Source organism: Pseudoalteromonas sp. R86517, assembly GCF_042466295.1.
GTDB classification, from domain to species: domain Bacteria; phylum Pseudomonadota; class Gammaproteobacteria; order Enterobacterales; family Alteromonadaceae; genus Pseudoalteromonas; species Pseudoalteromonas atlantica.
Genome location: NZ_JAXHCB010000003.1, coordinates 503,603 through 517,477, shown reverse-complemented (window position 1 = coordinate 517,477; position 13,875 = coordinate 503,603). Strand labels below are relative to the sequence as shown.

At 40.2% G+C, this 13,875-nt stretch carries 18 protein-coding genes and 2 pseudogenes; 10 read left to right on the top strand and 10 right to left on the bottom strand.

Features of this window, described 5'->3' with window-relative positions:
• Positions 1–36: 36 nt before the first annotated feature.
• The gene (locus SJY38_RS19040) at positions 37–906 is read right to left on the bottom strand and encodes a LysR family transcriptional regulator (protein WP_055254265.1); all 870 of its coding nucleotides are present in this window, start codon (positions 904–906) and stop codon (positions 37–39) included.
• A 101-nt stretch (positions 907–1,007) separates the two neighbouring features.
• On the opposite strand from SJY38_RS19040, the gene SJY38_RS19035 reads away from it, so the two are divergent.
• The 3 genes and pseudogenes from SJY38_RS19035 to SJY38_RS19025 form a co-directional block, all read left to right on the top strand.
• Entirely contained in the window at positions 1,008–1,508 is a 501-nt protein-coding gene (locus tag SJY38_RS19035) for a lactoylglutathione lyase family protein (RefSeq protein ID WP_008130525.1), read from the top strand.
• Positions 1,509–1,708: 200 nt separating this feature from the next.
• Positions 1,709–1,957: pseudogene (locus tag SJY38_RS19030) on the top strand (GNAT family N-acetyltransferase); the annotation flags it as partial.
• 166 nt (positions 1,958–2,123) lie between these two features.
• Positions 2,124–2,309 (top strand): annotated as a pseudogene (locus tag SJY38_RS19025) (GNAT family N-acetyltransferase); the annotation flags it as partial.
• A gap of 35 nt (positions 2,310–2,344) precedes the next feature.
• Here SJY38_RS19025 and SJY38_RS19020 read toward each other — a convergent pair.
• Together SJY38_RS19020 and SJY38_RS19015 are read right to left on the bottom strand one after the other, a co-directional pair.
• On the bottom strand, positions 2,345–2,755 hold the full coding sequence (locus SJY38_RS19020; RefSeq protein ID WP_248532920.1) for a hypothetical protein: 411 nt from the start codon (positions 2,753–2,755) through the stop codon (positions 2,345–2,347).
• Between the two features lie 21 nt (positions 2,756–2,776).
• On the bottom strand, positions 2,777–3,259 hold the full coding sequence (locus SJY38_RS19015; RefSeq protein ID WP_377110596.1) for a DUF2938 domain-containing protein: 483 nt from the start codon (positions 3,257–3,259) through the stop codon (positions 2,777–2,779).
• Between the two features lie 167 nt (positions 3,260–3,426).
• Here SJY38_RS19015 and SJY38_RS19010 point away from each other — a divergent pair, with 167 nt between their 5' ends.
• Positions 3,427–4,311, top strand: a complete 885-nt coding sequence (locus tag SJY38_RS19010) for a LysR family transcriptional regulator (protein ID WP_377110595.1) — start codon at positions 3,427–3,429, stop codon at positions 4,309–4,311.
• Positions 4,312–4,540: 229 nt separating this feature from the next.
• Here SJY38_RS19010 and SJY38_RS19005 read toward each other — a convergent pair whose 3' ends face one another.
• Positions 4,541–5,125, bottom strand: a complete 585-nt coding sequence (locus SJY38_RS19005; RefSeq protein WP_377110594.1) for a TetR/AcrR family transcriptional regulator — start codon at positions 5,123–5,125, stop codon at positions 4,541–4,543.
• Positions 5,126–5,422: 297 nt separating this feature from the next.
• Here SJY38_RS19005 and SJY38_RS19000 point away from each other — a divergent pair, with 297 nt between their 5' ends.
• The 3 genes from SJY38_RS19000 (at position 5,423) to SJY38_RS18990 (ending at position 7,252) form a co-directional block, all read left to right on the top strand.
• Positions 5,423–5,974, top strand: a complete 552-nt coding sequence (locus SJY38_RS19000; RefSeq protein ID WP_141152358.1) for a carboxymuconolactone decarboxylase family protein — start codon at positions 5,423–5,425, stop codon at positions 5,972–5,974.
• A 108-nt stretch (positions 5,975–6,082) separates the two neighbouring features.
• Positions 6,083–6,814, top strand: coding sequence for an SDR family oxidoreductase (locus SJY38_RS18995; protein WP_377110593.1), 732 nt, complete (start codon positions 6,083–6,085; stop codon positions 6,812–6,814).
• A gap of 195 nt (positions 6,815–7,009) precedes the next feature.
• The gene (locus SJY38_RS18990) at positions 7,010–7,252 is read left to right on the top strand and encodes a hypothetical protein (RefSeq protein WP_054982018.1); all 243 of its coding nucleotides are present in this window, start codon (positions 7,010–7,012) and stop codon (positions 7,250–7,252) included.
• 120 nt (positions 7,253–7,372) lie between these two features.
• On the opposite strand, the gene SJY38_RS18985 is transcribed toward SJY38_RS18990, so the two are convergent.
• Complete coding sequence (locus SJY38_RS18985; protein WP_377110592.1) at positions 7,373–8,284, bottom strand: LysR family transcriptional regulator; 912 nt, start codon at positions 8,282–8,284, stop codon at positions 7,373–7,375.
• A 108-nt stretch (positions 8,285–8,392) separates the two neighbouring features.
• On the opposite strand from SJY38_RS18985, the gene SJY38_RS18980 reads away from it, so the two are divergent.
• Positions 8,393–8,635, top strand: coding sequence for a DUF2798 domain-containing protein (locus SJY38_RS18980; RefSeq protein ID WP_377110591.1), 243 nt, complete (start codon positions 8,393–8,395; stop codon positions 8,633–8,635).
• Between the two features lie 27 nt (positions 8,636–8,662).
• Positions 8,663–9,181, top strand: a complete 519-nt coding sequence (locus tag SJY38_RS18975; protein ID WP_377110590.1) for a hypothetical protein — start codon at positions 8,663–8,665, stop codon at positions 9,179–9,181.
• Between the two features lie 117 nt (positions 9,182–9,298).
• On the opposite strand, the gene SJY38_RS18970 is transcribed toward SJY38_RS18975, so the two are convergent.
• The 5 genes from SJY38_RS18970 to SJY38_RS18950 all read right to left on the bottom strand — a co-directional run bounded on the left by SJY38_RS18970 (position 9,299) and on the right by SJY38_RS18950 (position 12,635).
• Positions 9,299–10,402, bottom strand: a complete 1,104-nt coding sequence (locus SJY38_RS18970; RefSeq protein WP_377110589.1) for a flavin monoamine oxidase family protein — start codon at positions 10,400–10,402, stop codon at positions 9,299–9,301.
• Positions 10,403–10,405: 3 nt separating this feature from the next.
• Entirely contained in the window at positions 10,406–11,080 is a 675-nt protein-coding gene (locus tag SJY38_RS18965; protein ID WP_055018975.1) for a cupin domain-containing protein, read from the bottom strand.
• A 62-nt stretch (positions 11,081–11,142) separates the two neighbouring features.
• Positions 11,143–11,487 (bottom strand): carboxymuconolactone decarboxylase family protein, encoded by a 345-nt coding sequence (locus tag SJY38_RS18960; protein ID WP_055013540.1) that lies wholly within the window; start codon positions 11,485–11,487, stop codon positions 11,143–11,145.
• Positions 11,488–11,511: 24 nt separating this feature from the next.
• A complete protein-coding gene (locus tag SJY38_RS18955) occupies positions 11,512–11,796 on the bottom strand; it encodes a hypothetical protein (RefSeq protein WP_055017033.1) in 285 nt (94 codons plus the stop codon).
• Between the two features lie 65 nt (positions 11,797–11,861).
• Complete coding sequence (locus SJY38_RS18950) at positions 11,862–12,635, bottom strand: SDR family NAD(P)-dependent oxidoreductase (protein WP_377110588.1); 774 nt, start codon at positions 12,633–12,635, stop codon at positions 11,862–11,864.
• Between the two features lie 169 nt (positions 12,636–12,804).
• Between SJY38_RS18950 and gcvA the strand changes: the two genes are divergently transcribed.
• The gene (gene gcvA / locus SJY38_RS18945; protein ID WP_273611030.1) at positions 12,805–13,734 is read left to right on the top strand and encodes a transcriptional regulator GcvA; all 930 of its coding nucleotides are present in this window, start codon (positions 12,805–12,807) and stop codon (positions 13,732–13,734) included.
• The last annotated feature ends 141 nt before the right edge of the window (positions 13,735–13,875 follow it).

Sequence of the window (13,875 nt, the reverse complement as noted above, 5' to 3'; positions counted from 1 at the left end):
GTAAATTAAAGCTGGCTGTACTGCCTTTTTAAAAAATTATTCCCCCGCTTTTATCGCCTCAATTACCGTGTGCATGCGCTTTGCCATTGGCCTGTTACGATGATGACACACATAAATATTTTCGCTGATTGGATTAGCTAAATGGTGCGTTTTTATAAGCGCTGGTTTATTAAATGCGCCCACCGCATAGGCAGGTAAAACAGTAAAACCTAGCCCTAAACTTACCGGCTCGAGTATTAAACTTATTTGGTTAGAAAACCCCGTGCGCTTAATTTGATCAACATGCTCAAACTCGCTGTAGTTTTCGCTAAGTAATAGCTGCGCGTGGTGTTTTGCATCGGGGTGGCCAATAAAGCCAAGCTCACATAAAACCTCCCATGTTGGGTTTTTAATATGTGCGGGGGTTACTAATAATAAAGCTTCTTGGCCAATTTTGTGGCTGGTAACTTCGCTAAGCGTGGGGGCTTGGGTTAAAAAGCCTATGTCGGCACTGTGGTTTGCTACAGCTTGCTCTACACTGGTATTAGGTGCAAAGCGATAATCAATATTAAGCTCGGTATGCTCAGCCTGTAATGCTAATAATTGGCTATAAAATTGTAGCCCACAACTACCAGGCGATTGTATTTTTACTAGGCCGCTGTAGGGCGAGTCATCTTTTAATTGTTGTTCTAAAAATTGCCATTCTTTTAATAACAAACTGCCTTGCTGATACAGGTTTTGCCCATGCACGGTAAGGGTAAATTGTTTGCCGTGGCGCTCTAATAGCGCGCAGTTTACTTGCTGCTCTAGCTTTTTAATATGCTGGCTTACGCCTGATTGGGTCATAAATAAGCGTTCGGCGGTTTGGGTAAAATGATTTACCTCAACCAACGTACAAAACGTGTTTAACCATGTCGGGTTTATCATTACAAAACGTACTCAAAATGATGATTAATGATAATTTTACTTAATAAGTACGGGTTCGTAAACTAACTCCATCAACTAATCACAGTTAAAGAGGAAGCATTATGAGTCATACATATCCACGTAGTTTTTCGCACATTGGTATTTCAGTACCAGATGTTGAAAAAGCCGTAGAGTTTTACACTAAGGTGATGGGCTGGTACACCATAATGGAGCCTACCGTGATCACTGAAGATAACAGCCCCATTGGCGAAATGTGCACCGATGTATTTGGTCCAAATTGGGAAAAATTTAAAATAGCGCACCTTTCAACAGGCGACCGTATTGGTGTAGAAATTTTTGAATTTAAAGACCAAGAAAACCCTAAAGACAACTTTGAATACTGGAAAACCGGTATCTTCCATTTTTGTGTACAAGACCCAGATGTAGAAGGCTTAGCGGATCGCATTGTTGCTGCAGGTGGTAAAAAACGTATGCCAGAGCCACGTTACTACTACCCTGGCGAAAAGCCGTACCGCATGATCTACATGGAAGACCCGTTTGGTAACATCCTTGAGATTTACAGCCACAGCTACGAGCTTATTTACAGCGCAGGCGCTTACTAAATAGCACTTAGCTTAAAAAGTACTTAGCTAAAAACAAAGGCCGCAGTATTTATTATTGCGGCCTTTTTGTTTTAAATAGACTTGTAGATTATTAATTTGGCTAATATTGGGTGTATAAAAATCAATATCTTCATTTGATTGATTATAGGTACATACACTGATAGCTTACTAATTGCACAAAGTTGCTCTAAAGGAAAAACATGAATCTGTCACTGGAAGACATCACCGCCGATAACTATGAAGCCATATGCGAATTGGATGTTACTAAAACGCAAGAAGAATACGTAGCGTGTAATATGTGGTCGTTAGTTGAGGCGCACTATAATAGCGGGTATACCTGTAAAGCGATTTACCTAAATGCTCTGCCAGTTGGCTTTTTTATGTGGGTACAAGAAACCCCTAAAAAGGTTTCTATTTGGCGCTTTATGGTAGATCAAACTTATACCAACTCCAATAAATAGCTGATCTATTTTACTTGCTAAAACAACCCATTTCTTTGTTTTAAATTTCGTAAAGGGAACAACCATTTACATCAATTTCCGCCTAGAACTGAATTGTTTTTTCGGCGTAAAATTTAGAGCACATACTTAATGGAGTTGGTATTATCAAAATAAAGGCATTGGGCGCAAAGCACTGGCTATGGCAATTGAAGAGATTAAAACGATTTCTAAGCTTGAACAAATCGAGATTTGTTATAACCCGCAAAACCCAATAGCTAAAGATTTTTATTCAAGTTTTGGGTTTGAGGAAGTTGGCCTCGATGAAGACGACATGTTAGCCGTTATTAAAATTAGCCGTTAACTCATTGATAAGTAGACCGCTAATTTTAAGGAATATTAAACCGTTTTAGCAGGTAACTTTGCGGCTGTTACTGCTAAATAAGTGAGCCCAATAATACCTGTTAGTGCAAAGGCCGATAAAATAAATGGGTCAACTAACAGGTTATCTTTAAATTCAAAGGTGCCTGCTGATATTTTTTTCCAGCCCATAAAGTGCTGATTGGCGGCCACTGTTGCGCCAAAAAAACCAATTACTAAAGCAAAATATTTGCCTATCCAGTGTGTAACCGCGGGCGTTATTAATAATAAACCTAATAGCCCAATTACAGAGCGCTGCACTCTACAATAGGGGCAGGCATACACAAAGCCTAATAAATCAGTGCTCCACGCAGCAATTGAAATAACAATAGCTATTAAGCCCACTATTTTAATATGCGTAGAATAGGTGCTTAAATTTAAAATGTTCATGTACTGCTTTCCTACTTAAAATTATGCTAAAACCAGTGCGGTTAAAAACATGCCTAAGCCAAACACTGTGTGCCCTGCAAAGCTTTTTATGCGCGTAACTGTGGGGTTAGGTGTTTTTGCACCTGCGATACCCGCCCCCATGCCTGGCATCATTATAAAAAAGGGGGCAACTATGCCAAACCACGAAACAAGTAATGTAGGTAGTATGGTTGGTAAATCAAGCCATTTGGTGTTTACACACACCATTAATATTAAACCGTACGTTATGCCAATTAGGTAATGTACAACCCAACCAATGGCAAGCTCACCCGGTATTTTTTCGGCCTTAGGTAGTGCAGGCTGATAAAATTGCCCCGACTTCATATGGCCTACCCAGCGCCCAACTAATCGCCAATTTGTGGCGGGTAAATCAAAAAACTTAGCGAGTAGCCCCGCGTAAATATCTAACACTATTGTGCCCCCTATACCTATTAATATAAAAGTATAGATAGAGTCGTTGATCATGTGTTGTGTCTCCCGACGATACGTAAATTGGTAGGCGCTTTGCTGTTGAATATACCTAGCATAAATAGCAAAGCGCGTAGACTTGGTTATGTAATGTGATAATATTACCAAAACACCATTATGAACACTAATGGTAAAAACTTGTTTTGGAATGAATATAAATCATAATGCTTGAACGTAATCATCTACACATCATTAAAGAGGTTAACCGCCTTAAAAGCGTGACCGCCGCGGCCGAGAGTTTAAACTTAAGCCAGTCGGCTGTGAGCCATACTATTGCTAAATTAGAGCGTCGATTTGGCGTAAAACTGTGGCACCGTAAAGGCAATACACTGGTGTATTCTCAGGCGGGGCTTTATTTACTTTCGCTTGCAGACAAAATGGTCGCCGAGTTTGAATATGCCGAGCGCGTATTGCAAGAATTTGCCCAAGGCCGGCGAGGAATAATGCGCATAGGCATGGAGTGCCACCCGTGTGAGCAATGGCTAATGGGTAAAATTCAGCAATTTTTAAAAGCATGGCCAGAGGTAGACGTAGAAATAAAAAGTGCCTTTAGATTTGATGGCATTGCAGCACTAAAAGCCAACGAAATTGATGTGCTAATAACCCCCGACCCCATCAATACAGAGGGCTTAAACTTTAGGTCGGTGTTTAACTACAATTTATGTATTGTAGTGAGCGAGCAAAACCCGTTATACAACAAAGCGTTTGTTACAGCGCGAGACCTCGAAGACCAAGTACTTTACACCGTGCCCGTAGGCTACAACCGCTTAGATGTATATACCCGATTTTTAGACCCCGCTAACGTGCAACCCAAACGCAGAGTACCTATAGAAAGCACTGAGATGATGTTGCAATTAGTATCTGCCAATCGGGGTGTAGCAGCATTACCCGAGTGGCTAGTGTCGTCGCACGAAAGCCGTTTAGGTATAAAAGGTATCAGCATAGGTAATAAAGGGCTGCAAAAAAGCGTTAATGTAGGCGTACGCGATGACGACTTACAGCTTGATTATGTAAAAGGGTTTATAGAATCAACGCGCTCAAATGTGTAAATGGCTTTGCTGTTAAATGTAGGGTGTTAAAGTGAATTAATAATTTGGGGGTATTAGCTTGAGCTTCCAAGTATACATAAACGTAGGTCGGATAAGCGAAGCGCCATCCGACACACTAAAATACCTTACCATTTATTATCACCATTTTATGTTGTTGAGTGGCTAACAAGTGCTATATGCAGTCAAGATTTGATCCTTCAGATCTCTATGACGAACACCTTAGCATCTATTAAAAAGGGTGATGTGTAAAAATATCGTCTATCATGGCGCTAACCTTATTTTTGTTGTTATTGATTTTGGCAAAAGTACGCAAACCTGTAATTTGGATTTGTATATGGGTCGCGAGATCTTCAGCATTTTTATTCTTATTTACTTCACCTAATGACTGCGCTTCTTCAATTAACCTGACCAATGCTGAGGAAATATTAACTAGATGCGCTTTAGTTACATCAATTAAATCTTGATTCTCATCAGTTAATTCTGAAATAGTTTTTGACAACATACAAATGCCATTTGGAGCACTATTTTGTGACTCGACTATTATTAACTTCATAAAGGCTTTTAGTGCATCAAGTGGCGAATCATGTTCGTCTTTACATTGTTGTAATAGTGAGAGGCTCATATCAGCATAGTTAGCTAAGGCTTCTTTAAATAAACCATCTTTATTACCAAATGCTGAGTATATGCTACCAGGGCGAAGATCTACCGCGTCTTGCAGATTTCGCATTGAGGTTGCATGAAAGCCTTTCTTCCAATAAAGGTTGGTTGCCTTATCTATCACTTCTTGGCGGTTGAATGTCGAGCTCTTTGCCATAACTCCAACTAAAAACGTTAAATGAACAGTCGTTCAATTATAGTTATATTTTATCTTTAGGTAAAGTTAAACTCAGCAGAGGTGTCTTGTAATAAAGCAAAATATTTCAAGGGAAATTTCTATGTAAATACAATGAATTACATTTACGTGCACAAATATTTGAACGATCGCTCAAAATAATTCTTGAGCGATCGCTCAAGTTTATGTATAGTTCACTCCATCAACTAAGGGGCTTCAAGATTATTCCCTTTTTATAGGGAATTCCCCCTAAACAACTTATGTTATTGGAGATTAAAAATGAGCAAATTTACATTACACACAGTAGAAACGGCACCAGAAAAAAGCAAAGCAATTTTAGAGGGCGCTAAAAAGCAAATGGGGGTTGTTCCTAGCTTATATGCAGCAATGGCTGAATCACCAGAAACTCTAAAAGCTTATACACAGCTACATCAATTATTTACAGCAACATCATTCAATGCTGAAGAATTAACCGTAGTATGGCAAACAATTAATGTTGAGCATGAATGCCATTATTGTGTGCCAGCTCATACTGGTATTGCACACTCAATGAAGGTTGATGCCGCTTTAACAGAGGCGTTACGTAACCAAGAAGCGATGCCAACAGAAAAATTACAAGCACTTCAAGATTTCACGCTAGCTATTGTACGTCAACGCGGTAACGTAACACCTGAACAAGTTGATGCTTTCTTTGCCGCAGGTTACACGCAACAACAAGTATTAGAAATCATTCTTGGATTATCACAAAAAGTGATCAGCAACTATGTAAACCACATTGCTGAAACTCCAGTAGATTCAATGTTTAAGAAATTTGAATGGACTAAAAAGTAACGGGTTAAACTGTGCAGTGGTAGTAAATACCGTATTACAGCCTAATAAATTTTCCGTTGCGATAAAAATCGAGCAACCGCAACGGGTGCTAAACCAGAGGAATATCAAATGAGTTTTATCATTAAAGACAAAGTAGCTTTTGTTACGGGTGCAAATCGCGGCATAGGTAAAGCCATTGTTGAGTCACTTTTGCAACACGGTGCCAAAAAAGTATATCTTGGTGTTCGTAACCCTGAGTCAACTAAAGCATTAGAAGATCAATACGGCCATAAAGTAACAACTATCCAAACGGATATTTCAAGCACTGACTCAGTTAACAAAGCGGCAGCTGAAGCAACTGATGTTGACCTTGTAGTTAATAACGCAGGTATTATGTTGTCAACTACACCTTTAGCAGAGAATGTTTTTGAGTCTTTAGCTAGGGAAATAGACGTTAATGTTTATGGTTTAGTGCGTATTGCTAACGCCTTTGCTAAAGCGCTTGAGCGTAATAAAGGTGCGTTAGTCCAACTAAATTCAGTTGTATCGATGAAAAACTTTCTTCAGGAAACCACTTACTCGGCATCTAAAGCTGCATCCTACTCAATAACACAAGGTTTGAAAGACGCATTTGCCGAAAAAGGTGTTCAGGTACTTAGTGTTCACCCAGGCCCAATTGAAACAGATATGGGAAAAAGAGCTGGCTTTGATAACTTAGCAAGTGCTGAGTCTGTTTCTGAAGGCATTATAGACTCTCTTGAAAAAGGCGACTTTTTACTCTTCCCAGACGATATGGCTAAGATGATTGAAGGTGTTTACCAAAGCTACGCAGACAATATTATCTTGAAAGATTTTTCATAGTAAATCTTGAGCTAATAGCTAAGGGTTATACGGCTATCTACTCTCTAGCACTGTTATTTTCTTTTGTTGTTATAGCAAAGAAAGATAGATAGAAGGAAATGGACCATGGCAAGCTTTGGTATTATTTCTGTATTAGTACTTAGCTATTTAATTTCTATTCAGTAAGCTGAGTTTTAATGACACCTTGGAGCAAACATGAAAAAAATTCCGCGTAAGTATCAATACCCACTTACTGTTTCTATGGTGTCATCTTCAATGTTGCTAGGAACATCTGGGGTGATGGCCTATAAAACCCTGCCTGATGAGGCTTCGTTTATCAGTGCATGGATTAACTCTATTGAGCAAATTATCCCTTTTGCAATAATGCTATTATTAGTTGTCGCACCAACGATTAAACTCCTTGTGACGAAAATATTGTTAGAGCCAGAAGCAAAATGAGAAGTTGTACTGACTTTAAGCGCTTATTTTTATCAACGTCATCAATACTATAATAGCCAATAGCGGTCTATTAGACTTATCTTTTTATTGTAGTTAGCACTTAATCTGTTCTAGCAAAAACTAACTCACCATGGATTTAAATAAGTCTGATGGTTTATCCATTTTTTGAATTATTTTTTCTCTAAATGCGACCACCCTACTAGCAATCAACTGACGATCACTCCATACAATATAAGCTTTGCCTTTCGGGCACTCTACATCGGGCAATACCCTCTGTAGTACTGCGTCTTTTTCAAATTCTAATAACACTTCTTTCGGTATCAAGCCTATCCCCATGCCCGATTTAACTGCATTAATCATTAAACGGAGGCTATTTATTGAATACTTAGCCATTACAGGTAGCTTTGTAGTTACACCTTGGTACTTAAATTCCCAAAAAGGCATGGTATTTCCTGCAAGTAAATTATGTTCAAGTAATGACTCTATATTATTGGGAATACCTTGAGCTTTAAGGTATTTGGGTGATGCAGCTAAGACTAGCTCTGTTTGAAATAAGGGTTTTTGAATTAATGTAGGTATATTGCTCGGTGTAGTAACAATCGCGAGATCAATACGTTCATCAATATAGTTTTCAGTGTCAGAAGAGAAACTAATGTGGATTTTAACACCGGGATGTTCTGTCATAAATTCGATTGCTAGATTCTGAAGAAAATAATCAGCGAAAGGCTCTGGACACGATACATAAATCTCACCCGTTAATGTTGCCTGTGTATTAGAAAGGTTGAGCCATTGTTCATCGACTTGTTTGAAAATGGGAGCAAAGCGTCGGTAATATTCTTCACCTGCATTAGTGAGTTGGAATTTTTTGGCATGGCGATGAATGAGTTTCTCACCTACTTTTTCTTCTAATTGACTCACAGCCCTAGAAAGCGTCGGGGCAGAGGCTGTAGCTAAAAGACTAGCTGGGGCGTAACCACCACATTCTACTGACAGGCAAAACCAATATAAATTGCCGAGCTCTTTTGCATCCATAATATCTAATCATTCAAATATGAATTTATAAATTTCAATAATAGCTATTTTTGAAATAAGAGCAAGGCTTTAAAATATGCCCTCTAAATTATTCAAGGTGTGACCAATATGAAAAAATTCCCTCAAAAATTTAAATATCCGCTAATAGCCTCAATGGTTTTACCTTCAATGCTTTTGGGTATGACAGCTATTATGGCCAGAAAAATGGTGTCTAGCGATGTCTCATTTATGAGTGCATGGTCTTACTCTATAGGAGAAGTTATTCCTTCTGCACTATTGCTTTTAGCTGTAGTTGCACCAACAGTTCGACTTTTTGTTAGCAAAGTATTATTAGAATCTGAAGAGAAATAATTCACCATAAAATATAGGAAAAACGAAATGGGGAAACAATTATTAATAGAAGTATCACTAATATCGAGTGTATTCGTTATTGTCGGGTTAATGTGGTTGGCGTTACGCCATTCAGCGATGAACTCTTCGGCTATCATGCAAAAGCTATTAACCGGCTTGTTAGCTATTTTTTTAATTATGGCTGGCACAGTAAAGTTCTTTGAGCCGTTCAATACTATGTTTACTAAACAAATAGCTTTGAGTGGACTGCCATTACCCGAGATAGCTAGGTGGGCTGGTCAATTAGGTGAAATTTCAGCAGGTTTAGGATTTTTGATTGTGCTTACTCTATCCAAGGTTCTAACAAAAAATATAATAAGAAAAGTATTTTATTGCTCATCACTATTAGCGCTATTTATTATGTTTGTCGCAGTATATGTTCACTTAATTCCAGAAGTTACTGCTGAGTTTTTACCATTACAATCAAAGCCTCCAATTCTAACGTTAATTGTTATGTTGCTGATTGGGTTGAATGTATGGATATTTAGGAAGTTTAAAAACGAATAAGTTAATCTGTTTAAATCACTATAATGAAGGCTGTTTCTTGAACGCTCATAACTCCCCATCAGCTGCCGTTATGAGCAATTCATTAAAACGCTAAGCTCAAACCTCAGCCATTACACATCACGCGTTAACTTTTTTCAAATACTGCTCAACACCTATATTTGCTGCATCAACCGCACCAGCTACATAGCCTGGAAATTGCACCGACCATTCGCTGCCAATACCGACTAAATTTTGATACCACGGGCCATTTTGCGCGGTTATGTAAGGAGCCGGCGCATGTGTATTCGCAGCATGTGTATCTAAATGTGCTGCAGTGAGTGGGTCTTGCGCCCAGTCTTTAATAATATCGGCTTTAGGTGTAGCGGCTTGTGCGCCAAAAAGCCTAACTAACTGCGCTCTACAATGGGTGATTAAATCTTCATTACTAATGCGTTTTCTATCATCAGCGGGTATGCCAATAAAGCCAAATAATGCGGCTTGGCCTTGTGGGTTTGATGCATCGTGTATTTCTGCCATTGGCCCAACACTGCTGCGGGCGCTGCCTGAGAGCGTTTGCTTACGCCAAAATGGCGTATCGTACACAGCAATATACTTGGCGTGTGGTGCCATCCAGGTTGCGGTATTTTGCCACTGCGTTACTAAATCGCTTGGCAATGCGGGGGTAAATGTTATTTGGCTTACGGCTAAGCGTGGCGGCAGCGCAAGCATTACATGCTCAACGTTTACTTTATTATCGGTTGTGTTAGAGGTGCTAAAGTTAACTTCAATATTACCGTTTTGGTTGGTAATTTTTTTTACCAAAGCACCGGTAACTATTTGTTTGTTTTTGAGCTTTATTTGTAAGGCATTAATGAGTGTGCCCATGCCACCTTTTAGCCGCATAGACTTAGGCGCATGCGTATAACCGGGCATTGCTGTTGGCGGCTGCGTATGTGAGCGCTCTACTAACGTATCGCCTTGCTCGTACTGGGCAAATGTTTCTAGGTTTAGCGTTTTAATAATGGCATTTAATTGCGGCTGAAACTCTGGCCAAAACCACGTTGGGCCAAGGTCAAAGTTATTTGCTGTAGTTTGCGACAGGCTTGTAAAGTTCATAATACGGCCACCTAATTGGTCTCTGGCTTCAAGCAATATGTAATCGGTAATGCCGCGTTGCTCTAACTGGTAAGCAGCATACACGCCGCTTAGCCCACCGCCTATAATCGCAATTTTTGTACGCATTATTTAGCCTCCACAGCCTATGTTTTTAAAATTCCCTACTTTTAGGTAAATTGTAGCGCTGTTATTTCCCGCTGATATTAACGCTTTACTCGTGCTTGGCAGCCTTAGCCAGCTTCCTTTTGAATATTCTACCTCGTTGTGTATTACGCTGCCGCCCAGTACAAATAGCTCTAAGGCATTATGTGCTTTTAGGTTATCAAATAGGGGCTGTTGCGGGGTTAACTTAACCAGTTTAGTTACTTCGTTATCATCTTGATAAAGCGGGCATATTGTGCGGTTATTTTGTGTTATCCACGTAGCCGGATCGTGTGTATTTATGCGCACAGAGGTGGTTTCTGTTACGCACATTTGCCACAGTTTTACAAAAATGGTTGCGCCACTTTTACTTTTAGGTGCATGTGAAGACCCTGGCGGATTTCGTAAATAAAAGCCTTGTGGGTAGTCGCCCGACTCATCTGAAAAAGTGCCCGAAAGTACCATTATTTCTTCTCCACCTGGGTGAGCATGGCTTGGAAAAGTAGACTCAGGCGCGTAGCGTACTACGCTTGTTGCTCTGGCTTTTTCAGCGCCTATTCTGTCGAGCATTACGCGCTCAACACCCGCCTGAGGCGATGTTTGCCAACTATATTGACTTGGCAGCATTAAAGCGTGTTGTGAAAAATCTGAATTGACTCGCATTTGTCCAACCTAAATAAAATAAGAGCAATAACATAAGTTATTGCTCTATAAATTTACGCTTATTAAGCGTTTTGTAATTGTGCGTGGGCGTCAAGTACTCGTGCACTGTAAGTTAGCGCTGCACCTGCATTTAAGGCTACAGCAACGCCTAACGCTTCAGATATTTCACCAATTGTTGCGCCGTGCTCAACCGCTTTTTTAGTGTGCATTGCAATACACCCATCACAACGTGTTGTTACGGCAACAGCGAGCGCTATTAGCTCATGTAATTTAGGCGTTAAATGGCCTGTTTTTGCGCCAGCGCCATCCATTGTCATTAATCCGCGTAGGGTATCTGGGCTTTGCTTAGCAAACGCACCTACAGTGTTCATTACTTCGGTGCGGTACGCGTTCCAATCTTGTGACATTTTTTACTTTCCTATCTTAAGTTTTTACTCAGCTACGCAGTAAATGCGTACTTCTGGGTCATTAGTAAGTAGTGGCGCGAGCGCGGTAACTACATCGGCATTAAATAAATCGCTTTCTAAATACTCATGAGCGTGCTCAATAGTTTCAAAGCCGTGAAGCACTTGTACATCTTCATCACGCGCTAATAGCTCTTTTGAAACTGCGCCTCTTACAGTGTCTAAAAATGGGGCTTTGTAGGTGTTAAAAACCTCTGTTGCTGCTTTTCTATTACCGTGGTCAACACTTAGTGTAATTTGTAAATAAACCATATTTGCTCTCCAGTGTTTAAATCTAGCTATGGGCTGCTTTAGCCCATTAGCGCTTACAATATTTATTAGTTACGACCTGCCATTACGCCGCCGTCAACATCCCATACGGCACCCGTTACCCAAGCGGCTTTGTCGCTTAGTAAAAACGCAATGGTATTGGCGACATCTTCGCTTGTACCTACACGGCCAATTGGATGAAAGCTGTTAAAGCCTTGTAGGGCATCGTTTACTTCTGCTTTAGGAATAAAACCTTCGTAAATTGGCGTTTGTACAACCGCTGGCGATACTGCATTAACGCGAATGTTGTGCGCTGCTAATTCCATTGCTAAATGTTGAGTTAGCGCATGTAAACCTGCTTTAGCCATTGAATACGCCGACGAGGGTGTAGCGGCAATAGCTTGCTTACCCCACATAGAACCCACATTAACAATGGCGCCTGCGCGTTTTGCTGCCACTAAATTAGCGGCTACTTTTTGTGTAATAAAAAATAGTGCGCGGTTAATTTGCATGTACTGATCGTAATCAGCCGCTTCGTGCTCTAAAAATGGTTTAGGGAAAAACACACCGGCTGCATTTACCAGTAAATCCACGTCTGCGTGGTCTTGTGAAAGTGTGTTAATTAAGTTTTGCACGCCTTCGTCGCTGGTTAAATCAGCGGTTAACACCTCAACAGTGCCTAAAGCTGATAACTGCTCTTTTGCTGCTTGGGCTTTTTCTTTACGGTGGCCAACAATAACAGCGTGGCCGCCTTGCTCTAAAATTAATCGAGCCGTTTCAAAACCCATTCCGCTAGTACCACCAATAACGAGTAATTTTTTACCTAAAAATTGCTTAGTCATGTTTATTGCTCCAAGCGCCACTAAGCGCTGTATTTGTTATATAAATAAAAAGTATTGGGTTGCCTAATAGCAAGTAACTTGCTGGTTGGCTTGGGCGGTATTTTTTACTTATTTACTTGCTTTAACAAACGAGATAATCTGAATCATCAGTAAAGAAAAAGTTTATCGTATGAAATCACCTATACACCTCAATGCATTAAAAGCGTTTGAAGCAAGCGCAAGGCACCAAAGTTTTTCAGCGGCAGCTGAAGAGCTAAATGTAACGCCTGCAGCCGTTGGGCAGCTGGTAAAAACATTAGAAGAGTGGCTCGACACGCCGCTGTTTCATAGAATGAGCTCAGGTAAAACACGGCTAGTAACCACCGAAACCGCGCAAAGTGCCCTGCCACTAATACGCGAAGGCTTTGATAAACTTGCCCAAGGGCTAGACATTTTAAAAGACAACGCCATAAGTGGCGCGTTAACAGTGGCAGTAAGCCCCGCATTTGCCGCCAAGTGGTTATTACCTAGGTTGCATTTCTTTCAAGAGATATGCTCGCAAACCAGTGTAAATTTAAATACTAATTTAAAACCTGTTGATTTTACTGAGCAGCGTATAGATATAGGCATACGCTTTGGTGTAGGCACTTGGCAAGGCTTGAACGCAGAAAAACTAATGGATGAAGAGGTATACCCGGTATGCTCACCTAAGTTTTTAGAAGACTCAAACCGCTTAAACACCATAGATAAATTATTGAACGAAACCCTAATACACGATCAATCAATGGACGACCATACGGGTTTTCCGTCTTGGTCGGCGTGGTTAAAAAAAGCCGGAGTAACAGGCCCTTTAACCACTAAAAGCATTCAAATAAATAACTCAGCGGCTGTATTGCAATCAGCTATTGATGGTCACGGCGTGGCGTTAGCACGCAGTGTTATGGCTAAAGATGATCTAGCCGCAGGGCGATTGGTCAGGTTATTCCCTGATATTTATTTTGAATCGCCTTTGGCGTATTACGTTATTTACCGCCCCGAATGTGCTGAACTGCCAAGAATACACGCATTTAAAGAATGGCTGTTTAAAGAGGTAGAAAACCCGCGGGCTAAAAGAGATTAAAGCTCAGGAGTACTTTGATAAAATACAGCAATAAAGAAAATATTTACCATGGTAAAAGATAACCTCTGTGGTTAAGTACGTTCATTCCCCGTAAGTTTTCGCTCCAAGTTAGCCACTTTACCTGTTTCTATTTTTGTTTTA